22 protein-coding genes are annotated in these 21,326 nt (G+C 68.9%); 12 read left to right on the forward strand and 10 right to left on the reverse strand.

Annotated features, from left to right (window positions below):
- The first annotated feature begins 178 nt into the window (after positions 1 to 178).
- Both AC1RLW_RS23210 and AC1RLW_RS23215 read left to right on the forward strand, forming a co-directional pair.
- Positions 179 to 1,093, forward strand: coding sequence for a LysR substrate-binding domain-containing protein (locus tag AC1RLW_RS23210; protein ID WP_070061858.1), 915 nt, complete (start codon positions 179 to 181; stop codon positions 1,091 to 1,093).
- A 52-nt stretch (positions 1,094 to 1,145) separates the two neighbouring features.
- Positions 1,146 to 2,048, forward strand: a complete 903-nt coding sequence (locus tag AC1RLW_RS23215) for a ketopantoate reductase family protein (RefSeq protein WP_493195292.1) — start codon at positions 1,146 to 1,148, stop codon at positions 2,046 to 2,048.
- A 111-nt stretch (positions 2,049 to 2,159) separates the two neighbouring features.
- Here the strand turns inward: AC1RLW_RS23215 and gorA are convergent, their stop codons facing one another.
- The gene (gorA, locus tag AC1RLW_RS23220; protein ID WP_493195294.1) at positions 2,160 to 3,518 is read right to left on the reverse strand and encodes a glutathione-disulfide reductase; all 1,359 of its coding nucleotides are present in this window, start codon (positions 3,516 to 3,518) and stop codon (positions 2,160 to 2,162) included.
- Positions 3,519 to 3,741: 223 nt separating this feature from the next.
- Between gorA and AC1RLW_RS23225 the strand changes: the two genes are divergently transcribed.
- Both AC1RLW_RS23225 and AC1RLW_RS23230 read left to right on the forward strand, forming a co-directional pair.
- On the forward strand, positions 3,742 to 4,023 hold the full coding sequence (locus AC1RLW_RS23225; RefSeq protein ID WP_308789324.1) for a double zinc ribbon domain-containing protein: 282 nt from the start codon (positions 3,742 to 3,744) through the stop codon (positions 4,021 to 4,023).
- A gap of 74 nt (positions 4,024 to 4,097) precedes the next feature.
- Positions 4,098 to 6,131, forward strand: a complete 2,034-nt coding sequence (locus tag AC1RLW_RS23230) for a PEP/pyruvate-binding domain-containing protein (RefSeq protein WP_493195296.1) — start codon at positions 4,098 to 4,100, stop codon at positions 6,129 to 6,131.
- A 12-nt stretch (positions 6,132 to 6,143) separates the two neighbouring features.
- Here the strand turns inward: AC1RLW_RS23230 and AC1RLW_RS23235 are convergent, their stop codons facing one another.
- A complete protein-coding gene (locus tag AC1RLW_RS23235; RefSeq protein ID WP_493195298.1) occupies positions 6,144 to 7,055 on the reverse strand; it encodes an MBL fold metallo-hydrolase in 912 nt (303 codons plus the stop codon).
- A gap of 110 nt (positions 7,056 to 7,165) precedes the next feature.
- Between AC1RLW_RS23235 and AC1RLW_RS23240 the strand changes: the two genes are divergently transcribed.
- Genes AC1RLW_RS23240 through AC1RLW_RS23250 form a run of 3 tightly spaced genes read left to right on the forward strand, consistent with a single transcriptional unit; the run spans position 7,166 to position 8,388 of the window.
- Positions 7,166 to 7,489: an ArsR/SmtB family transcription factor gene (locus AC1RLW_RS23240; protein ID WP_493195300.1), complete on the forward strand. Its 324-nt coding sequence runs from the start codon at positions 7,166 to 7,168 to the stop codon at positions 7,487 to 7,489.
- Between the two features lie 2 nt (positions 7,490 to 7,491).
- The gene (locus AC1RLW_RS23245; RefSeq protein WP_493195302.1) at positions 7,492 to 7,932 is read left to right on the forward strand and encodes a YeeE/YedE family protein; all 441 of its coding nucleotides are present in this window, start codon (positions 7,492 to 7,494) and stop codon (positions 7,930 to 7,932) included.
- 15 nt (positions 7,933 to 7,947) lie between these two features.
- Positions 7,948 to 8,388, forward strand: a complete 441-nt coding sequence (locus AC1RLW_RS23250) for a DUF6691 family protein (RefSeq protein WP_487847432.1) — start codon at positions 7,948 to 7,950, stop codon at positions 8,386 to 8,388.
- 14 nt (positions 8,389 to 8,402) lie between these two features.
- Here the strand turns inward: AC1RLW_RS23250 and AC1RLW_RS23255 are convergent, their stop codons facing one another.
- The 3 genes from AC1RLW_RS23255 to AC1RLW_RS23265 form a co-directional block, all read right to left on the reverse strand.
- Positions 8,403 to 10,340 carry a TRAP transporter large permease gene (locus AC1RLW_RS23255; RefSeq protein WP_493195303.1) on the reverse strand — a complete coding sequence of 646 codons (1,938 nt, stop codon included), beginning with the start codon at positions 10,338 to 10,340 and terminating at the stop codon, positions 8,403 to 8,405.
- Positions 10,337 to 11,005: a TRAP transporter small permease subunit gene (locus AC1RLW_RS23260; RefSeq protein WP_095747756.1), complete on the reverse strand. Its 669-nt coding sequence runs from the start codon at positions 11,003 to 11,005 to the stop codon at positions 10,337 to 10,339. The genes AC1RLW_RS23255 and AC1RLW_RS23260 overlap by 4 nt, the downstream gene beginning before the upstream one ends.
- Before the next feature lie 117 nt (positions 11,006 to 11,122).
- Positions 11,123 to 12,232, reverse strand: coding sequence for a TRAP transporter substrate-binding protein (locus tag AC1RLW_RS23265; RefSeq protein ID WP_070061869.1), 1,110 nt, complete (start codon positions 12,230 to 12,232; stop codon positions 11,123 to 11,125).
- A gap of 218 nt (positions 12,233 to 12,450) precedes the next feature.
- On the opposite strand from AC1RLW_RS23265, the gene AC1RLW_RS23270 reads away from it, so the two are divergent.
- A complete protein-coding gene (locus AC1RLW_RS23270; RefSeq protein WP_139700445.1) occupies positions 12,451 to 12,861 on the forward strand; it encodes a rhodanese-like domain-containing protein in 411 nt (136 codons plus the stop codon).
- Positions 12,862 to 12,876: 15 nt separating this feature from the next.
- Here AC1RLW_RS23270 and AC1RLW_RS23275 read toward each other — a convergent pair whose 3' ends face one another.
- Positions 12,877 to 13,149, reverse strand: coding sequence for a DUF4242 domain-containing protein (locus AC1RLW_RS23275; RefSeq protein ID WP_095950262.1), 273 nt, complete (start codon positions 13,147 to 13,149; stop codon positions 12,877 to 12,879).
- A 129-nt stretch (positions 13,150 to 13,278) separates the two neighbouring features.
- On the opposite strand from AC1RLW_RS23275, the gene AC1RLW_RS23280 reads away from it, so the two are divergent.
- Positions 13,279 to 14,232 carry an AraC family transcriptional regulator gene (locus AC1RLW_RS23280; RefSeq protein ID WP_447747720.1) on the forward strand — a complete coding sequence of 318 codons (954 nt, stop codon included), beginning with the start codon at positions 13,279 to 13,281 and terminating at the stop codon, positions 14,230 to 14,232.
- Between the two features lie 19 nt (positions 14,233 to 14,251).
- Here the strand turns inward: AC1RLW_RS23280 and lysM are convergent, their stop codons facing one another.
- Positions 14,252 to 14,713, reverse strand: a complete 462-nt coding sequence (gene lysM, locus AC1RLW_RS23285; RefSeq protein WP_062478819.1) for a peptidoglycan-binding protein LysM — start codon at positions 14,711 to 14,713, stop codon at positions 14,252 to 14,254.
- 134 nt (positions 14,714 to 14,847) lie between these two features.
- Between lysM and AC1RLW_RS23290 the strand changes: the two genes are divergently transcribed.
- The gene (locus tag AC1RLW_RS23290) at positions 14,848 to 15,633 is read left to right on the forward strand and encodes a type III pantothenate kinase (protein WP_062478816.1); all 786 of its coding nucleotides are present in this window, start codon (positions 14,848 to 14,850) and stop codon (positions 15,631 to 15,633) included.
- Between the two features lie 27 nt (positions 15,634 to 15,660).
- Here AC1RLW_RS23290 and AC1RLW_RS23295 read toward each other — a convergent pair whose 3' ends face one another.
- The 3 genes from AC1RLW_RS23295 to AC1RLW_RS23305 are packed head-to-tail and all read right to left on the reverse strand — an operon-like array spanning position 15,661 to position 18,768.
- A complete protein-coding gene (locus AC1RLW_RS23295; protein WP_493195306.1) occupies positions 15,661 to 17,019 on the reverse strand; it encodes a serine hydrolase domain-containing protein in 1,359 nt (452 codons plus the stop codon).
- Between the two features lie 47 nt (positions 17,020 to 17,066).
- Positions 17,067 to 17,882 carry a crotonase/enoyl-CoA hydratase family protein gene (locus AC1RLW_RS23300; protein WP_095950258.1) on the reverse strand — a complete coding sequence of 272 codons (816 nt, stop codon included), beginning with the start codon at positions 17,880 to 17,882 and terminating at the stop codon, positions 17,067 to 17,069.
- A gap of 37 nt (positions 17,883 to 17,919) precedes the next feature.
- Positions 17,920 to 18,768, reverse strand: coding sequence for a 3-hydroxybutyryl-CoA dehydrogenase (locus AC1RLW_RS23305; RefSeq protein WP_062478806.1), 849 nt, complete (start codon positions 18,766 to 18,768; stop codon positions 17,920 to 17,922).
- 181 nt (positions 18,769 to 18,949) lie between these two features.
- Between AC1RLW_RS23305 and purT the strand changes: the two genes are divergently transcribed.
- Entirely contained in the window at positions 18,950 to 20,152 is a 1,203-nt protein-coding gene (gene purT, locus AC1RLW_RS23310; RefSeq protein WP_493195308.1) for a formate-dependent phosphoribosylglycinamide formyltransferase, read from the forward strand.
- Between the two features lie 189 nt (positions 20,153 to 20,341).
- The gene (lipP1, locus tag AC1RLW_RS23315) at positions 20,342 to 21,283 is read left to right on the forward strand and encodes a LipP1 family hormone-sensitive lipase (protein ID WP_493195310.1); all 942 of its coding nucleotides are present in this window, start codon (positions 20,342 to 20,344) and stop codon (positions 21,281 to 21,283) included.
- The last annotated feature ends 43 nt before the right edge of the window (positions 21,284 to 21,326 follow it).

A 21,326-nucleotide genomic window follows, 5' to 3' on the forward strand; every position in this document is an offset into this window, starting at 1 on the left:
TCCGAAGGTCTTGCGCACCCGGCATACTTTCCGGATGCTCTACTTTTTGCCCACGGCGGATTGCCGCGTTCCAGCGAATTCTAGGAAGCAGATGCACACTTATGGGTGAAAGTTGGATGACGACACTTGAGCAATCGGCAAGTGTTTTTCACACGACTTTCATCAACCGGAGCCAGGCATGAAACGCGACTGCCCCACCATCCAGGAACTGCTGGCCTTCGACGCCGTGGCGCGCCAGCAGAGCATCACGCTCGCGGCCGGTGCCCTGTGCATCACCGTGAGCGCCGTCAGCAAGCAGATCGCGGGGCTCGAGGCGTTCCTGGGCCGCGAGCTGCTGCAGAAGAACGGCCGCGGCGTGCAGCTCACGCCGCAGGGGCGCGTCTACTGGCAGAAGATCTCGGGCGGCCTGCGCGCCATCGAGACCGCGACCTTCGAGGCGCGTTCGGGCGATGCCGGCGCCGGCCTGCTCACGCTGGCCAGCGTGCCCACCTTCCTCACCAAATGGCTCATTCCGCGCTTGCCGGCCTTCAGCCAGAAGAGCCGCCACGTGATGCTGAGCTTCAGCCGCCACCTGGAGCCCAGCGACGGCATCCCGGCCGGCGTCGATGCCGCCATCCGCTACGGCCCCGACGGCTGGCCCGGTGTGGTCTCCGAATACATCGCGGGGCGCGAGTTCGTGCTGATCGTGGCGCGCGCGCTGGTCGAGGGGCGCCACCGCATCGTGCAGCCCATCGACATCGTCGGCCACACCTTGCTGCACCACGAGGGCGCGCCCACCGCCTGGCGCCAGTGGGCCGCGCAGCACGGCGTGCCCGAGGTGCAGACCGTGGCCGGCCCGCGCTTTGCGCAGTACTCGGCGCTGATCCAGGCGGCGCTCAACGGGCTGGGCATCGGGCTCGTGCCCAAGCTGCTGGTGCAGGAAGAGCTGGCCGAAGGCGCGCTGCTGAGCCCCTGCGGCACGCCGGTGCGCGTGGACCAGGGCCACTACCTGTGCTACCGACCCGACCGCCTCGACCTGCCGGCCTTCGCGGCGTTTCGCGAATGGATCATGGACGAAGGGCAGAAGTCGCGCGGCGTGGAGACCGAGGCATGAAACGGCCGTCTTCGCTACGCTCTGGCCACGGAACAACCAAGGAATCGAATCGATGAAAGTCGCAGTCATGGGTGCCGGCGCGGTCGGCTGTTACTACGGCGCCATGCTGGCGCGCGCGGGCCACGAAGTCGTGCTGATCGGCCGGCCTTCGCATGTGGAGGCGGTGCGCGCGAACGGGCTGCGGCTGGAGACCAAGGCCTTCGATGAACAGGTGCGCCTCGAGGCCAGCACCGAGGCAGGCGCCGTGCAGGGCGCCGACCTGGTGCTGTTCTGCGTGAAGTCCACCGACACCGAATCGGCTGCCGCGCAGATTCAGCCGCACCTCGCGCCCGGCGCGCTGGTGCTCACGCTGCAGAACGGCGTCGACAACGACGCGCGCGTGCGCGCGGCGCTGCCGTCGCACGACGTGGCCGCCGCCGTGGTCTACGTGGCGACCGAGATGGCGGGGCCGGGCCACGTGAAGCACCACGGCCGCGGCGAGCTGGTGATCGCGCCCTCGCGCCGCAGCGAGGAGGTCGCGCAGGCACTGATCTCCGCCGGTGTGCCCACGCAGATTTCCGACAACGTGCGCGGCGCGCTGTGGGCCAAGCTGGTGCTCAACTGCGCCTACAACGCGCTGTCGGCCGTGTCGCAGCTGCCCTACGGCGAGCTCGTGCAGGGCACGGGCGTGACCGACGTGATCCGCGACGTGGTCGCCGAATGCCTCGCGGTGGCGAAGGCCGAAGGTGTGGTGATTCCGGGCGATATCGACGCGGCGGTGCGCGGCATCGCGCAGTCGATGCCCTCGCAGTACTCGTCGACCGCGCAAGACCTCGCACGCGGCAAGCGCAGCGAGATCGACCACCTCAACGGACTGGTCGTGCGGCGCGGCGAGGCGCTGGGCGTGCCGACGCCGGCGAACCGGGTGTTGTTCGTGATGGTGAAGCTGCTCGAAGGAAAACAACAGCCTCGTTGATGACGTCTTCGCGCGGAACACCGCGGAACCGGCTTTGCCGGGCCGCTGGTGTTGCCCCCGGTAGGGGGTTGGCGAAGCGACACGAAGTGCGCGAAGACTGGGGGTGAGCCTTTATCCCGGCATCGGTTCGCGCATCGTCACGAACTCTTCAGCAGCCGTCGGATGGATGCCGATCGTGCTGTCGAACAGCGCCTTCGTCGCGCCCGCGCGCATCGCCACCGCGAAGCCCTGCACCACCTCGCCCGCGTCCGCGCCCACCATGTGCAGGCCCACCACGCGATCGCTTTTCTTGTCGACCACGAGCTTCATGAAGGTGCGCTCGCTGCGGCCCGAGAGGGTGTGGCGCAGCGACTTGAACTCGCTGGAGAACACGGTGACCTCGCCGAACTTCGCGCGCGCGTCGATCTCGCTGTAGCCGCAGGTGCCGATGTTGGGGTGGGTGAACACGGCGGTGGGAATGAACTCGTAGTCCATGCCGCGCTTTCCCTTGCCGAACAGCGCATCGACCACCACCATCGCCTCGGCCAGCGCCACGGGCGTGAGCTGCACGCGGGTCGACACGTCGCCCACCGCGTAGATCGACGGCGCCGAGGTGCGGTAGTGCGCGTCGACCGCGATGGCGCCCTTGGCGTCGAGCTTCACGCCCGCCGCTTCCAGGCCGAGGCCCTGCGTGTTGGGCACGCGGCCGGTGGCGAAGAGCACGGTGTCGGCTTCGATCTGCTGGCCGCGCGCGAGCGTGACCACGAGGCCGTCGGGGCCGCGCGCGATCGACGAGGCCTCGCAGTTCAGGCGCACGTCGACGCCGGCCTTGCCCATCTCGTTGGCAAGAAACTGGCGCACGTCGTCGTCGAAGCCGGTAAGCAGGTGGGCGCGGCGGTGCAGCTGCGTCACCTTGGAGCCCAGGCCGTTGAAGATCGACGCGAACTCGCAGGCGATGTAGCCGCCGCCCACCACCAGCAGGCGCTTGGGGAACGGGTCGAGGTCGAACATCGCGTCGGAGGTCACGATGTGTTCGCGGCCTGGAATCTCGGGCACGAAGGGCGTGCCCCCGGTGGCCACCAGCAGGTGGCGCGCGGTGTGGCGCTTGCCTTCGACTTCCACCGTGTGCGCATCGACCAGCTGCGCCCAGCCGGTGACGAGCGTGACGCCCGAGTTCTTCAGCAGCGAGCCGTAGATGCCGTTGAGGCGGCTGATCTCCTTGGCGCGCTGGGCCTTGAGATGCGCCCAGTCGAACTGCGGCGCCGACGGGAGCTTCCAGCCGTAGCCTTCGGCTTCCTCGAAGGACTCGGCATAGCCGGCCGCATAGCTGTAGAGCTTCTTCGGGATGCAGCCCACGTTGACGCAGGTGCCGCCGAGCTCGGCGGCCTCGGCCAGCGCGACGCGTGCGCCGGTCTGCGCCGCCATGCGCGCGGCGCGCACGCCGCCGCTGCCGCCGCCAATGACGAAGAGGTCGAAATCGAATGGTTGCATGAGAAAGACGCTCCTTGCGGCCGACTGTAGCGGCGGGGCGGCGGCGGCGCTTTCGGCATGGGCATGGCCGTGAAGCACCGCGGCCTGCGAGGGTCTTTGCCGGGGGGCGCTTGACCCTGAAGCTGCTTCAGGGAATCCACTGCAGTCAGGCCCGCGGGAATTCATCGCCACCGGCGACGTTGCCACCGGCCTGTTGTACGACGCAAGGGAGAAACGCATGGGCATGCTGGAACGACTCTTCGGTGGACATGGCGGCGCGCGCCACGGCGGTGGCGGCGGGCACCATGGCTCGCAAGGCGGCTATGGGTATGGCCGCGACGCACCGCCGCCGCCACCCGGCGGCAGTGCCTGCCCGGCCTGCCGCGCGGTGAACGCCGCCGGTGCGCGCTTCTGCCAGCAATGCGGCACGTCGATGCTGCCCGCGGCCTGCCGGCAGTGCGGCACGGCGATGGCGCCCGGCGCGAAGTTCTGCGCGCAATGCGGCCAGTCGACGCAGGCGACGTAGCGCGGCTGACGCGCGAAAAACGGGGCGGGCCGCCAGCGAGAATCCGCGCTTGTCGGCAATGAAGGAGGAGCCCCATGAAGAACGATTCCAACAGGCAGAAGAAGAACGGCGCGGCACTGACATGGCTGCCGGTCCTGGCGCTGTGCGCGATGGCCGTCGCGCCCGCGCCGGCCGGCGCGCAGCTCGCGCGCAAGCCGTCGTACTACCAGCAGCAGAACCAGCCACAGCCCGAAGGGCCGGCCGCGCAACTCGTGCCGCGCCCCGCCGTGCCCGCCTCGCTGCCGGCACTGCGCAGCCAGGGCGATTTCGACACGCTGGCGCGCGTCTACGACGCCGGCACGCCGATGCAGCTGGCCCATGTGCTGTTCGCGATCGACCGGCAGGCCAAACCGGCGCGCATGCACTACATCGACACGCCGCGCTTCCAGCTGCACGTGCGCTTCCTGCGCGACACGCGGCTCACGCCGAACACGGTCAAGCGCGAGATCGACCGCAACTACCTCGTGCCCGACCGCCGCTTCCTGTTCGGCACGCTGAGCTGGCAGCAGAACATCGGCACCTTCACCTACGAGTTCTGGGAAGGCGACCGGCTCACGGTGCCGCTGCTGCGCGAGGCCGAGGCGCAGGTGAAGGCCAGCTTCTTCGCGCCGGTGAAGTTCAAGACCAACTCCACGCTGCACGAGCGCATCGCGAAGGAGGCCGGCATCGACTTCGTGAGCCAGGAAGCGCTGATCCGCGAGCAGCCCTACCTGCCGATGAACCTGGGCACCGCCACCGGCCGCGTGCGCATCGTGAACGACGCCTCGGGCCTGAACGCGCTGCTGCCCGACGACATCGCCGTGCTGCGCGAGGTGCCGATCAACCTGCCGCCGGTGGCCGGCGTGCTCACCGAGCGGCCCTCCACGGCGCTGTCGCACGTCAACCTGCTGGCCAAGGGCTGGGGCATTCCGAACGCGTACGTGCGCGATGCCGCCACGGTGCTGAAGGCGCACGCGGGCCAGTGGGTGGCGCTGAAGGTGGCGGCCTCGGGCTACCAGCTGCGCCGCCTCACTGCGGAAGAAATCGCCGCCTTGCCGCCGCGCGCCGCGCGTGCCGCCGCCACCGGCGCGCTGCCCGGCAGCAAGGCCGCGAAGCCGGACCTGCGCGAGACGCGCCTGCTGCCGCTGGCCTCGCTGCGTGCGCGCCACAGCGTGCATTGCGGCTCGAAGGCGGCCAACCTCGGCGCGGTGCTGGCCGCGCGCATTCCCTCGACCACCGTGCCCGACGGCTTCTGCATTCCGTTCGCGCACTACGACCGCTTCATGCGATCGAACGGGCTGGCCGAGCGCATCGCGCGCATGCAGCAGCAGCCCGGCTTCGCGGGCGACCCGCAGGTGCGGCAGAAGGCGCTGGCGCAGTTGCGCGACGAGATCGTGCAATGGCCCGTCGAGCCCGCCACCGCGGCGGCCTGGCGAGCGGCGTGGCAGGCGCAGCTGGGCGGGGGCGGCGTGTTCGTGCGCAGCTCGTCCAACTCGGAAGACCTGCCGGGCTTCAGCGGCGCGGGGCTCTACACCACGGTGCCCAACGTGAAGACCGGCGACGCGCTGGAACTCGCGGTGAAGAAGGTCTGGGCCTCGGTGTTCAACCCCGAGGCCTGGGAGGCGCGCAGCGCCGCGGGCTTCGGCGCCGAATCGGTGCTGATGGGCGTGTTCGTGCAGACCGCCATCGACTCGACCAACGCCGGCGTGATGATCACGCGCGACCCCTTCGACGCGGGCCATCCGCATGTGACGTACATCTCGGCCAAGCGCGGCATCGGCATCCGCGTGGTCGAGGGCAAGCGCGTGGCGGAGCAGGTGATGTACTCGAGCTGGTCGAAAGCCATCCAGGTGCTCAGCCGTTCGGCCGAGGAGACGGCGCTGCAGCTGGACAAGGACGGCGGCGTGAAGGAAGTGCCCGTGGAAGTCGGCCGCCACGTGCTGACCGACGAGCTGGTGGTGCGGCTCGCCAACGTGGGCGCGGCGGTGAAGCGCACCTTCAATGCGGTCGACCAGGACATCGAGTGGGCGACGGTGGGCGACAAGATCGTGCTGCTGCAGGCGCGGCCGTATGTGGAGCGGCGCCGCTAGGTCACCGCGCCCTCAGCCCGGCGTGGCACGCGGGCGGTGGCCCGGCAGCGTGTTCAGCGGAATGCGCAGGTAGGCCACGCCGTTGTCGTCGGGCGGCGGCAGGCGGCCGCCGCGCACGTTGACCTGCATCGACGGCAGGATCAATGTCGGCACTTCGAGCGTGGCGTCGCGCGCGGTGCGCATGCGCACGAACTCGTCTTCGCCGATGCCGTCGCGCACGTGGATGTTGTGGTCGCGCTGCTGCGCCACCGTGCTCTGCCAGCGCGGCTCGCGCGTGGCGGGCGGGTAGTCGTGGCAGACGTACAACGTGGTCTCGGGCGGCAGCGCGAGCAGCCGGCGCATCGAGCGGTAGAGCTCGCGCGCGTCGCCGCCCGGAAAGTCGGCGCGGGCGCTGCCCAGGTCGGGCATGAACAGCGTGTCGCCGACGAAGACCGCGTCGTCCACGAGGTAGGCCATGTCGGCCGGCGTGTGGCCGGGCACGCGCAGGGCCTGCGCCTCGATCTCGCCGATATGAAAGCGCTCGCCGTCCTTGAAGAGGTGATCGAACTGGCTGCCGTCGGGCAGGAAGTCGCGTTCCAGGTTGTAGAGGTGGCGGAAGGTGGCCTGCACCGTGCGGATGTGCTCGCCGATGGCGATGCGCCCGCCGGTCTGCGACTGCACATGGCGCGCGCCCGAGAGGTGGTCGGCGTGCGCGTGGGTCTCCAGGATCCAGTCGACCTGCAGCGCCTGCGCGCGCACGTAGGCCAGCAGGCGGTCGGCCGATGCGGTGTCGGTGTGGCCGGAGCGGAAGTCGTAGTCGAGCACCGGGTCGATGACGGCGGCGCGCTTCGTCGCACGGTCCCAGACCACGTAGGACACCGTGCCCGTCGCGGGATCGAAGAAGGCCTGGGTGGTGGCGCGTGGGGGCATGGGGGTCGGGGTCATCGGCGCTCCTTCTGCGGTGCCTGGAGGCCAGGCAGCCATTCATTCATTCAATCAAGCGACAAATATTATATGAATTAATATAATGTTATTTCGCGAACTGTCATTTCCCCATGAAGACCTCGACCCCCGCCATCGACCTCGAACGGCTGCGCAGCGCCGCCGGCCAGGCTGTCGCCGTGCTCAAGCTGCTGGCCCACGAGGCCCGGTTGCTGCTGCTGTGCCAGCTCTCGCAGGGCGAGATGTGCGTGAGCGACCTCGAAAGCACGCTGGGCATCCGCCAGCCCACCCTGTCGCAGCAGCTCTCCGTGCTGCGCACCGAAGGCGTGGTGGACACCCGCCGCGAGGGCAAGAACATCTACTACCGCGTGGCCGACCCGGCCTTGCTCGAGATCCTGGCGGTGCTGTACCGCCTCTACTGCCCGAAGGAGAACTGAAGATGCCCACCATCGACTGGCCGCATTTCACGCCGTGGGCCGCGCTGGCCGGCGGCGTGCTCATCGGACTTTCCGCGGCGATGTTCGTGCTGCTCAACGGGCGCATCGCCGGCGTCAGCGGCGTGCTGGGCGGCTTGCTGCGCCCCATGAAGGGCGACATGGCCTGGCGCGCGGCCTTCGTGCTCGGACTCGTCGGCGCACCGCTCGTCTACGGGCTCTTCGCCGCGCTGCCCGCGGCGCAGATCGACGCGGGCTACGGCACGCTCGCGCTGGCCGGCCTGCTGGTGGGTGTGGGCACGCGCTACGGCGCGGGCTGCACCAGCGGCCACGGCGTGTGCGGGCTGGCACGGCGGTCGCCGCGCTCGCTGGCCGCCACGGTGGCTTTCATCGCCGCGGGGGTCGCCACGGTGTTCGTGACGCGCCACCTGCTCAACCTGTCGTGAACCGGGAGACCTGCCATGTGGACCGCCATTGCTTCCTTGCTCGCCGGCCTTGTCTTCGGGCTCGGCCTCATCGTCTCCGGCATGGCCAACCCGGCCAAGATCCTGGGTTTTCTTGACGTGGGCGGGGCCTGGGACCCGTCGCTCGCCTTCGTGATGGCCGGCGCGGTGGCGGTGAGCACCGTCGGCTTCCTGCTCGCGGGCCGTCGCAAGGAGTCGCTGCTCGGTGGGCCGCTCGCGCTGCCCAGCCTGCGACACATCGACCGCCGCCTGGTCGGCGGCAGCCTGCTGTTCGGCGTCGGCTGGGGCATCGCGGGCTTCTGCCCCGGGCCCGCGCTGGTTTCGCTGGGCACGGGCGAGGTCAAGGCGCTGGTCTTCGTGGGCGCCATGCTGCTGGGCATGGGCCTGTTCGAGCTGCTCGAGCGCCGCCGCTTCGCACGGCGCCCGGCCTCAGCCTGAGAAGGCGCGCGCGTTCAGCCGTACAGGTACTGCGGCAGCCACAGCGTCAGCCCCGGCCAGATGTACATGAACACCATGCACAGGATGACGATCAGCATGTACGGCATCATCCCCGCGAAGATCTGGTTGATCGTCACGTGCGGCGGCGACACCCCCTTCAAATAGAAGGCCGACATCGCCACCGGCGGCGACAGGAACGCCGCCTGCAGGTTCACGAACACCAGCACGCCGAACAGCAGCGGGTCGATCTGGAAGTGCGCCAGCAGCGGCAGGAAGATGGGCACGAAGATCACGATGATCTCGGTCCACTCCAGCGGCCAGCCCAGCACGAAGATGATCGCCTGCGACAGCAGCAAAAACTGCAGCGGCGACAGGTTCATGCTCAGCACCCACTCCTCGACGATGCGCTGGCCGCCCAGCAGCGCGAACACCGCCGAGAACAGCGCCGAGCCCACGAAGAGCCAGCAGACCATCGAGGTGGTCTTGAGCGTGAGGAACACCGCCTCCTTGATCTTCTTGAAGTTCAGCGTGCCGGCCTGCCACGCCATCAGGAAGGCGCCGGCCGCGCCGACCGCCGCCGACTCGGTGGCGGTCGTGATGCCGAACAGGATCACGCCCAGCACCACCAGCGTGAGCGTGGCCAGCGGCATCACCGACGACACCAGCATGCGCAAAATTTCGAACTGCTCTGCGTCCATGCGCCAGTAGTACCAGCCCAGCAGCGCGAGCGTGAAGAGGCAGGCCACCCAGAAGCCGGTGTAGAAGGCATCGGGCACCGCGGCGGTCTTGGGCGCCTCGACCGCGTCGCCCAACTGCTGCAGGCCACCCTCACTGGCAGGGGCGGCGGCGGGCTCGCTGCCCGGAGGTTCCTCGACGCCGCCGGGTGGCTCCTGCAGGCCGCTGCCTTCGGTGGTGTTCGCGGGTTCGTCGGTGCTCGGCGGCTCGGCCAGACCGGTGCCTGACGGCTCGGCTGCAGCCGGCGCGGCGGCTGCGGGATCGCCGGTCTTCTGCGTCGCCTGCTGCGTGGCCACCGGAGCGGCCGCGTTGTTGTCCTTCTGCGAGTAGATGGTCACGTACCACCACACCGAGCCCAGTGTGACGGCGGCCAGCGCCAGCGGCACCAGCGCGCTCAGCAGGCCGCGCAGCAGCATCCACCAGCTCAGGCGCACGCCCTCGACCGCGCCGCGCAAGGCGCGACCCGGCGCCACCACGGCCGCGGCGAGCGCGGGCAGCATGCGCGGGGAGTAACTGGCCGCGAGGTGGGCCACCCACGGCGTGATGGGGGCACGCTGCTGGTCGATCGGCATCTTGGGCGCCACCTTCGGTTGCAGCACGGCCCAGCCGATCACGTAGATCAGGTACAGCAGGGCGAGGAAGAAGCCCGGGAACATCGCCGCCGCATAGAGCTTGACCACCGACTGCCCGGCCACGGCCGCGTACACGATGATCATCACCGACGGCGGAATGAGAATGCCCAGCGTGCCGCCGGCCGTGATCACGCCGGCCGCAAGCCGCGTGTCGTAGCCTGCGTTGAGCATCGGGCGCATGGCAATCACGCCCATCAGCACCACCACCGCGCCCACCAGGCCACTCGCGATGCCCCAGAAGGTGCAGACGATGAGCGTGGTCACCGCCAGCGAGCCTGGCACGCGGCGGAAGGCGAGCTGCACGCTGTGGAACATCTTGTCGACCAGCGCGCCGCGTTCCATCACGTAGCCCATCAGCACGAAGAGCGGGATGGACAGCAGCGTCTCGTTGGTCATGGCCCCGAAGGCGCGCTGCACCATCAGGTCGAAGACCTTGTTGTCGAGCCAGGGCGAGGCGGGGTCGTAGAAGGCGATGAAGCCGAAGAACATGCCCAGCCCCATCAGCGTGAACGCCGTGGGAAAGCCGAGCATGATCACGAAGACGATCAGGCCCAGCATCAGCAGGCCGAGTGCCGGTTCGCTCATGCGGCACCTCCCGTCGTGTCGCTCTTGCGCTGCTGCGCGGCCTGTTCGATGGCGTGGGCCTTCTCGATCACCTCGCGCTTGTCGGCCTCGTTCACGTAGCTGCTGCTGGCGAGCTGGTCGCCGACCACGTCCATTTCTTCCGCGTCTTTCAGGCGCGGCGTCCACACGCCGGTCTTCAGGCACAGCACGCAGCGCACCATCTCGGCGAGGCCCTGCACCAGCAGCACCGCGCCGGCCACGGGAATCACGAACTTGAAGGGGTACACCGGAATCGGGTCGGCGTTGAAGGTCTGTTCACGCATCGCGAGCGATTCACCGAAGTAGGTCCAGCCCGACCAGGTGAGCGCCACCACGCCGGGCAGGAAGAAAACCGCGAACAGCACGAGGTCGAGCGCGGCCTGCGTGCGCGGCTTCATGCTGCCGTAGAAGAAATCGCCGCGCACATGGCCGGCCTGCGAGAGCGTGTAGGCGCCGCCCATCATGAACAGCGTGCCGTACAGCATGTTGTTGGCATCGAAGATCCAGGCCGTGGGCGCGTTCAGCGCATAGCGCTTGAACACCTCGCCGCACACCAGCAGCATCAGCGCGACGATGAGCCACGAGAAGGTCTTGCCCACCAGCATGCTGAACCGGTCGACGGCGTGGAGGAAGCGTTGGATGGTCATGTTGATGCGGGCCAGGCCCATTCCAGGAACACCGTGGAACCGGCGATGCCGGGCCACTGGTGTTGCCCCCTGCAAGGGGGAAGGCGCGCGCGACACGGGGCGCGCGAAGACCGGGGCTCAGCTCTTCTTTTTCCCGAAGTAGTGGTTGTAGGCCATCTTGAAGTCGACGCCGTAATCGTTCTGCCACTGCAGCGCACGCTCGGCGAACACGCGCTGCGACTCCAGCACCTTCTTGAAGAGCGGGTTCTCGCCGGCTTTCTTTTCCACCGTCTTGTCCCAGGCCGCGAGCTGCGCGCGCAGCACGGCGTCGGGCGTCTTGTAGAACTTGATGCCGGCCTTCTTCATGTCGGCATAGTCTTGCGAGTTGCGCTGCACCGCCTTCCAGCTCATGTCGGCGCTGGCCGCCTGCACGGCGTAGTCGATGATGGAGCGCAGCTCCTGCGGCATCGCGGCGTACTTGCCCTTGTTGAACAGCACCTCGAACTGCTCGCCCGACTGGTGAAAGCTCTGCAGCATGCAGTTCTTCACCACGTCGGGAAAGCCCAGCACGCGGTCGCTCGAGGCGTTGTTGAACTCGGCCGCGTCGATCAGGCCGCGGTCCAGCGCGGGCACGATCTCGCCGCCGGGCAGCGGGTTCACCGCCGTGCCCATCTCGGTGAACATGTCCACGGCCAGGCCCACGGTGCGGAACTTCAGTCCCTTCATGTCCTCGACCTTGGCCACCGGCTTCTTGAACCAGCCCAGCGGCTGCGTGGGCATGGGGCCGTACAGGTACGACACCACTTCCATGTTCAGGCTCTTGTAGATCTCGTCGAGCAGCGCCTTGCCGCCGCCGTAGTTGTGCCAGGCCAGCACGGTGTTGGCGTCCATGCCGAAGCCGGGGCCCGAACCCCACAGCGCCAGCGCCGAGTTCTTGCCGTAGTGGTAGGCCACCACGCCGTGGCCGCCGTCGAGCGTGCCCTTGTTCACCGCTTCGAGCAGCTGGAAGGCGGGCACGACGGCGCCCGAGGGCAGCACCTCGATCTTCAGGCGCCCGCCGGCCATGTCGTTCACCTTCTTGGCGAAGTCGTTGGCGTACTCGTGGAAGATGTCCTTCGCCGGCCAGGTGCTCTGGAAACGCAGCGACGTGGTTTGGGCCATGCTGACCATCGGCGCGGACATCGCGCCTGCGGCCACCGCCGCGCCCTTGAGAAGGCTGCGACGGCGGGGCGATTTGCTGTCTGTCATGTGTCTCTCCATATAGTTCTCTGACCGGAACACCCAGGCCGTCGTCTTCACGTTATGGTTTCGACTGGCCGCGACCACCATCTTTGGCGCGCCACACCTTGTGACAAACAGGGTTTTCACGAACTGGTGAAAAATTCCATCATCCGGCGTGCAGATCGATCGCCCGCAGCCGCCAAAGGCTCCGGGCTTACCCTAGAGATTCGAGAGAGAAAGCAACCATGAGTGAACCCGTTGGAGAAAAAGGCTACGCCGGCGACGTGACGCCCGAGCAGGCGGCGCAGTGGATGGCGAGCGGCGAGGCCGTGCTGGTGGACGTGCGCACCGACGCCGAGCGCGAGTGGGTCGGCTACGTGCCCGGCGCCGTGCCGCTGGCCTGGAAGCAGTGGCCGGGCATGGCGATCAACCCGGCGTTCGACGACGGCGTGCGCGCCGCCGCGGAGGGCGGCAAGAAGCTGGTGCTGCTGTGCCGCAGCGGCGTGCGCTCGATCGCCGCGGCCAAGCGCGCGACCGAGCTGGGCGCGCAGGCCTACAACATCCTCGAAGGCTTCGAGGGCAACCCGGACGAGAACGGGCACCGCGGCCTGACCGGCGGCTGGCGCAAGCGCGGGCTGCCCTGGCGCCAGAACTAGAGCGCGCTGCCCGCCTCACTCGGCCGTGGCCGGGTCGATCACGCTGTACACCCGGTCCACGCGGTTGGCCGGGAAGCCGCCGAGCTCCGCGTGCCGGCGCACGAGGGCCTCGTCGGTGGCCTGGTAGACGCAGTAGATCCGGTCGTCGGCCACGTAGCTGTGGATCCACTGGATGTCGGTGCCCATGCTGCTGAGCACGCCGCAGGATTTTTGCGAGATGGCTTTCAGGTCCGCCGCGGTGAACTGGCCGGCGCCGGGGATCTCTCGCTCGATGACGAACTTGGGCATGGCGGTACTCCTGTCTAGAATCGGTCGAAGGCGACCAGGACCTATGGTGCCGACGCGAAGCCGTCCTGTATTGCCCGTCTCGCCGGACTTGTTGTCCGGAACCCCGCCCTCGCTTGCCGGGAGGTGACCATGGATGTCTTGTCGGACGTGCTGCGGACCATCCGCCTGGAGGGCGCGCTGTTCCTGAACGGGGACATGTATGCACCCTGGTGCTTCAAGGTACCCAGGGGCGCGGACATCGCGCAGGTGCTCAGGCCCGGCGCACAGCGCCTGGCCATCTGCCACCTCGTGCTGCAAGGCGAATGCTGGGCCCAGGTCGAAGGCGAGGCGCCGGTGCGCGCGCACGCCGGCGACGTGATCGCCGCGCCGCATGGCGATTCGCATGTGCTGGGCAGCGGCCTGCAGCATGCGGCGGTGGACATGTCGCATGTGGTGAGTCCGCGAGCGCCCGAGCTGGCGCGCGTGCGCTACGGCGGCCAGGGTGAGCGCACCTTGCTGGTCTGCAGCTGGTTCGCGTACGAAGGCGATGCGCCCAACCCCGTCATGGCGAACATCCCGCGCCTGTTCACCACGCCCTTGCGCAGCAGGCCGGCAGGCCCGTGGATCGAGCAGTCGGTCAATTTCGTGTTGGGGGATGCGGCTTCGCACACGCCCGGTTCGGAGATGGTGGCCGCGAAGGTGGCGGAAGTGCTGTTCACCGAAGTGCTGCGCGGCTACATCGAATCCATGCCCGCCAACAACCCGGGCTGGCTGGCGGGCCTGCGCGACCCCCACGTGAGCCGCTGCCTGGCGCTGATGCACGCCGAGCCCGCGCGCAACTGGACGGTCGACGCGCTGGCACAGGAAATCCACGTCTCGCGCAGCGTGCTGGCGGACCGCTTCACCGAACTGGTGGGCGCGCCGCCCATGCATTACCTGGCGCGCTGGCGCATGGTCCTGGCCGCCGGCATGCTGCGCAAGGACCAGGGCAACCTGGCGCGCATCGCTGAAGGCGTGGGCTACGAATCGGAAGCCGCTTTCAACCGCGCGTTCAAGCGCGAGTACGGCGTGTCGCCAGGGGCCTGGCGGCACAACGGCGCCTAGCGAGGCGCCGTTGCGGGGGTCAGAGTGCCGGAATGCGCAGCTTCTGCCCCGGATAGATCTTGTCGGGGTGCGACAGCATCGGCTTGTTCGCCTCGAAGATCGCGTTGTACTTGTTGGCGTCGCCGTAGTACTTCTTCGAGATGGCCGAGAGCGTGTCGCCGCGCACCACGTCGTGGTACTGGGCCGGCGGCGCCGCCGGGGCGACGAGGTTGTTGTCCACGCTCGTCACGTTGGCCACGTTGCCCGCGGCGAGCGCGGCTTTCTCGCTGGCTTCCTGCGACGGCGCCTGGCCCGCGAGGGTGACGACGCCGCTGCTGGCGGTGTAGGTCACTTCCAGTCCGGTGAGGCCGAGGTTCTGGGTCTCGATGTAGGTCTTGATGGCCGCGGCAGCTGCCGTGTTCGCATCGGGCGTGGCCGCCTGGGCCGACGAACCGCCGAACAGTTTTTCACCGGCTTCCTTGATGAAGCTGAGCAATCCCATGGTTTTCTCCTTGTGCCGTGGTGGATGGAAAAGGCGAATGTAGCGGCGGAACCGGGACCCTTCGCGTAGGCCCGCGCCGCGACTGTCAAAGAGGCGCCAGCAGGAATAACAACAAAGTCGCAATAATCGCGCGCATGTCTTCCCCCTTCCTCGCCATCGACATCGGCAACACCCGGCTCAAGTGGGCGCTTTACGAGGGGGCCTTCCCCGGTGCGGCACTGCAGGCCCATGGTGCCGAGTTTCTCGACCACATCGAACGCCTGGCCGATGGCCCCTGGGCCGAGCTGCCGGCGCCCGGTTCCATGCTGGGCTGCGTCGTGGCCGGCGACACGCTGCGGCGGCGCGCCGAAGAGCAGATCACCGAACGCTTCGACTGCGCCCCGCGCTGGGTGGTGTCGAGCGCGGGCGAGGCCGGCATCGTCAACGGCTACGACCATCCGACGCGGCTGGGCGCCGACCGCTTCGTGGCCATGATCGGCGCGCGCCACCGCATGCTGTCGCAAGGGCCCGAGCGGCCGATGGTGGTGGTGCTGATCGGCACGGCCGTCACCGTCGAGGCGATCGATGCCAGCGGCAAGTTTTTGGGCGGCCTGATCCTGCCGGGCCACGGCATCATGCTGCGCGCGCTCGAATCGGGCACGGCGGGCCTGCACGTGCCCACCGGCGAGGTGCGTGAATTTCCCACCAACACCAGCGACGCGCTGACCAGCGGCGGCACCTACGCCATCGCGGGTGCGGTCGAGCGCATGGTGCAGCACGTGCGCTCGCACTGCGGCGCCGAACCGGCCTGCTTCATGACCGGCGGCGCGGGCTGGAAGATGGCGCCGGCCATGAACGGAGATTTCGAACTGGTCGAGAGCCTGATCATGGACGGCCTGCTCGTCATCGCGAAGGCGCGGGCCCCGGCGGCGGCCGGCTGACCCGTCTTCCTTCTTCTCACCGCCTCATTACGGCTCGGGCTTCATCAGCGCCTCGCCCATGGCCTGGAAGGCGGGCAGGGTGAGCGGGTCGTTGCCCGCGTTGGCGGCGATCGGGTGCGCGGCGTAGCGCACGATCACCATCTCGGCCTTCGGATCGACATAGATGCTCTGGCCGTGGATGCCGCGCGCCATGTACGCACCGTGCGGGTTGTGCGAGACCCACCACATGTTCCGGTAGCTCCAGCCCGGCAGCAGCGCGTAGCCCGCCTTCGCGAACTTCGCCGGGTCGGCGCCGCGCTGGATGTCGTCGACCACAGCCTTGGCGATCGCCTGCTGCCCGTTGGGCGCGCGACCGCCGTTGCGCAGTGTTTCGCCGAAGCGCGCGATGTCGCGCAGCACGGTGTTCAGGCCGCCGCCGCCCGACTCGGTGCCGATGCGGTCGACCATGAAGTACGCGTCCTGCTCGGCGCCGATGCGGCGCCAGATCTTCTCGCTGAGCAGGTCGGCCAGCGAGCGGTTGGAGGCGCGGCGCACGATCCAGGCCAGCACCTCGGCGTTGACCGTCTTGTAGGCAAAGGCGTCGCCGTGCGTGCCTTCCTTCTTGAGCGTGGCCAGGAATTCATAGAACGACTTCGGGCCCGTGTAGTTGGCGCCCTGGGTGAGCATGCCGCCGGCGCGCGCATAGTCCCAGACCTCGGCCTTCGGGTCGGCGTAGTTCTCGGAGTAGCGCACGCCGATGGTCATGTCCATCACCTGGCGCACGGTGGCGTCGCCGTAGGCCGTGTCCTTGAGCTCGGGCAGGTATTTGGTGACCGGCGCCGACGGGTCGAGCGTGCCTTCCTGCGCGAGGATGGCCGCCAGCGTGCCCACGAAGGACTTGGTGACCGACATCGCCAGGTGCGGCCGCTCGGGCGTGAGCGCGCCGAAGTACTTCTCGTAGACCACCTGGCCGCGGTGCAGCACCAGGATGCCGTCGGTGTAGGTGCGCGCGATCATCTGGCCGAAGGTCTGCGCCTCGCCACCGCCCATGGGCTGGAAGCGCACGGCCTCGATGTCGAAGCGGGGCTTGGCCGCCGGCAGCGGGCTGGCGGCGCCGGGGCCGCGCCACACGTTGGCCGTGGGCACCGTCTCGCGCACGTGCGAGAAGCTCCAGCGGATGCGCGGGTACACGCCGCCGACCGGGTTGTCGAAGGTGATCTGCTTGTCGGGCGGCGGCGGAAAGCCCTGCATCCAGCCCAGCGCCTCGACCGAGGTGGCGGCGGGATCGGGCAGCGCGGGCGCCGGCGGGGTCTGGGCGAGGCTGGTGTTCACGGCAAGAAGGGTGAAGGCGGCGGCCAGCGCCGTGCGTTGAAAGAAGGGAAACGACGACACAGAAGAAGAGGGCATGCAACGGGCTCCAGTGGACGACAGAAACGGAACGGAAATCAACAGCCTCAGCGGCCGCTGAACCGCGCAGGCCGGCGCTCGATGAAGGAGCGCACGCCTTCGGCCGCGTCTTCGCTGTTCGACAGGCGTTTCTGCGTCTCGATGAATTCCGCCACGGCCGCCAGCGGCCCGTGTTCGATCGCCTTGAGCACGTTGAGCCGCGTGGCCTGCACGGCCAGCGGCGCCTGGGCCGCGATGCGCTGCGCGATCTGCAGCGCTTCGTCCAGCTCCTGGCCGGCCGGCACCACCTTCTGCACGAAGTTCAGGCGGTAGGCCTCGGCGCTGCCGAACTCGTCGGCCGTGAGCAGGTGCAGCATCGCGTTGCCCAGTCCTGCGCGCTCGGCCATGCGCAGCGTGGCGCCGCCCGTGGCCATGATGCCGCGCTGCACTTCCATCTGCGAGAAGCGGCAGTTGTCGGCCGCCACCACGATGTCGGCGCCCAGCATGAGCTCGATGCCCACCGTGAAGCAGATGCCCTTGACGGCCGCCACCATCGGCTTGGTGCGGCGGCGGTAGCCCTCCAGGCCGAAATCGTGCGGCTCCACCAGCCCGGCCGGGATCGCCTTTTCGCCGCGCTTCATGTACTCGGTGACCGCCGGCAGGTCCAGGCCCGCCGTGAAGTGGTCGCCGAACGCATGCAGCACGCCCACGCGCAGGCTGGGGTCGTCGTCCAGCCGCGTGTAAGCCTCGGCCAGCTGCTTGAACATCGGCGGCGTCCAGCCGTTGCGCTTGGCGGGGCGGTTGATGCCGATCAGCAGCACGTGGTCGAGCACCTGCGTGTCGATGCAGCCTTCGGCGGGCGGGGTGGTGGGGGTGGCGGTCATGGCGTTGCTTGTCTCCTTGTTTTTATGGAATGCCGGATCAGTACGTATAGACGCCGCGGCCGGTCTTGCGACCGAGTTGGCCGGCGGCGACCATTTCCTTCAGCAGCGGGCAGGGGCGGTACTTGGAATCGCCGAACTGCTCCAGGTACACCTCCATCACGGCCAGGCACACATCGAGGCCGATCATGTCGGCCAGCGCCAGCGGGCCGATGGGCTGGTTGCAGCCCAGCTTCATGCCGGCGTCGATGTCCTCGGCCGTGGCCAGGCCCTCGGCCAGCACGAAGAAGGCCTCGTTGATCATCGGCACCAGGATGCGGTTCACCACGAAGCCCGGCGCGTTCTTCACCGTGATCGGCGACTTGCCCAGCTTCTCGGCCAGCGCCTTCACCGCGTCGTGCGTGGCGTCGCTCGTGAGGTAGCCGCGGATCAGCTCCACGAGCGCCATCATCGGCACCGGGTTGAAGAAGTGCATGCCGATGAAGCGGTCGGCGCGCGAGGTGGCGGCGGCCAGCTGCGTGATCGAGATCGACGAGGTGTTCGACGCGATGATCACCTCGGGGCCCACCAGCTCGTCCACCTGCTTGAGGATCTTGAGCTTGAGCGCGTGGTTCTCGGTGGCGGCCTCGATGACCAGCTGCGCGCCCTTCAGGTCGTTGTAGTCGGTCGAGCCCTTGATCAGCGCCAGCGCCGCGGCCTTCTGCTCGGCCGTGAGCTTTTCTTTCTTGATGAGGCGGTCGAGGCTGCCCGAGATGGTGGCAATGCCCTTGTCGACGGCGGCCTGGGCCACGTCGATCATCACCACGTTGACACCCGACACCGCGCAGGCCTGGGCGATGCCGTTGCCCATGGTGCCGGCGCCGATGATGCCCACAGTCTGAATCGTCATGAAAAATGCTCCTTGAAACAAAAAAAGAAAATCGGAGGCGAGGGCGGGCGCGGAGCCGCCGTCGCGCAATGGCGGTAATTGTGAAGCAGCCCGGTGGGCCCGCCGTTCCCGTGGGCGACACCGGCCCGGGGTGGCTTACAGTGCTGCGATTGTTTTCAACCCCATTTTTTCGAGCCCTCGCATGACCACCCTCGGCACCCCCCTGTCCCCTTCCGCCACCCGCGTGATGCTGCTCGGCTCCGGCGAGCTCGGCAAGGAGGTGCTGATCGCCCTGCAGCGCCTGGGCGTCGAGACCATCGCCGTCGACCGCTACGAGAACGCCCCCGGCCAGCAGGTGGCGCACCACGCGCGCACCATCACCATGAGCGACCCCGACCAGCTCAAGGCGCTCATCGAGGCCGAGAAGCCCACGCTGGTGGTGCCCGAGATCGAGGCCATCGCCACGCCCATGCTGCAGCAGCTGGAAGACGCGGGCGTGGTGCGCGTCATTCCCACGGCCCGCGCCGCCCGCCTCACGATGGACCGCGAAGGCATCCGCCGCCTGGCCGCCGAGACGCTGGGCGTGCCCACCAGCCCCTACAAGTTCTGCGACTCGCTGGCCGAGCTGCAGGCCGCCATCGATGCGGGCATCGGCTACCCCTGCATCGTCAAGCCCGTGATGAGCAGCTCCGGCAAGGGCCAGAGCAAGATCGACGGCCCGGCCGACGTGCAGAAGGCCTGGGACTACGCCATGGCCGGCGGCCGCGTGAGCCACGGCCGCGTGATCGTCGAAGGCTTCATCGACTTCGACTACGAGATCACGCTGCTGACCGTGCGCGCCAGGGACGCGGCGGGCGCCGTCGAAACGAAGTTCTGCGACCCCATCGGCCACGTGCAGGTCAGCGGCGACTACGTGGAGAGCTGGCAGCCGCACCCCATGGCACCGGCCGCATTGCAGAAGGCCCAGCAGATCGCGCAGGCCGTCACGGCCGACCTGGGCGGCCAGGGCCTCTTCGGTGTGGAGCTGTTCGTGAAGGGCGACGAGGTCTGGTTCAGCGAGGTCAGCCCGCGTCCGCACGACACCGGCATGGTCACCATGGCCACGCAGTGGCAGAACGAGTTCGAGCTGCATGCGCGCGCCATCCTCGGCCTGCCGGTCGACACCTCGCTCAAGAGCCCGGGCGCCAGCGCCGTGATCTACGGCGGGGTGGACGCCACCGGCATCGCCTTCGACGGCGTGGCCGAGGCGCTGCAGGTGCCCGGCAGCGACATCCGCCTGTTCGGCAAGCCTGAGAGCTTCGTCAAGCGCCGCATGGGCGTGGCGCTGGTGCATGCGGCCGACACCGACACCGCCCGCAAGCTGGCCAAGGAAGCCGCCTCGCGCGTGAAGCCCCGCACGGCCTGAACGACCGAACCCTCCGGGTGAACCCGCGAGCCGGGCCCCGGTAGCCAGTTTTCGCAAGCGACCCCGCAGCGGTGCGGGCATGGTGCGGGTCTTGTCGCCAGGACGCCGGTCGGGTGCGGGTGCATGCGGATACCCCGCAGGCGCCCCGCCCTCCACACTGAGCGCTCCGTTCGATTCACCGGAGACACCATGCTGCATCCCCAGGCGCGCGCCTTGCTGGATTTCATCGAAGCGCGCGGCATTCCGCCGACCCACACCCTGTCGCCCGCCGACGCGCGGGCCTACTACCGCGAGCGCCGCACCGCCACGCAGCCGCTGCCGCCCGAGGTCGCCGAGGTGCGCGACCTCGCCGCCGACGGGCCGCACGGCACCATTGCGGTGCGGCTGTACAAGCCGCTCGGCGCAGGCCCGGGCCCGCTGCCCGTGCTGGTGTACTACCACGGCGGCGGCTGGGTCATCGGCGACCTCGACACGCACGACGTGCTGTGCCGCGAACTGGCCAACGGCGCGGGCTGCGCGGTGGTCGCGGTCGACTACCGCATGGGCCCCGAGCACCGCTTTCCCACCGCCGTGGACGACGTGCTCGCCGCCACGCGCTGGGTGCGCCGCGAAGCCGCCGCTCTGGGGCTCGACGCGAGCCGCCTCGCGGTGGGCGGCGACAGCGCGGGCGGCAACCTCGCGGCCGTGGCGTCGATCGCCGCGCGCGATGCGGGCGACCTGCCGATCGTGTTCCAGCTGCTGATCTATCCGGCCACCGACATGCGCCGCGGCCATCCGTCGCACCAGGCGAACGGGCAGGGCTACCTGCTCACGCGCGACACGATGACCTACTTCCACGACCACTACATCACCGACGCGAAGCACGACCTCGACTGGCGCGCCTCGCCGCTGCTGCACACCAACCTGTCGGGCCTGCCGCCGGCGCTCGTGCTCACCGCCGGCTACGACCCGCTGCGCGACGAAGGCGCGGCGTATGCCGAGGCGCTCACGGCCGCCGGCAACCGTGCGAACTACGTGTGCTTCGAGCGCCAGATCCACGGCTTCATCACCATGGGCAAGGTGCTCGACGAGGCCCACACCGCCGTCGCGTTGTGCGCGGCGGAACTGCGCCGCGCGTTCGCGTCGGCCTAGGGAAAGTCCCCGCGCAAATGGATGCCGCGCGCACGGCCCCCGC

This window comes from Variovorax sp. GW822-FHT04A09, from assembly GCF_058801005.1.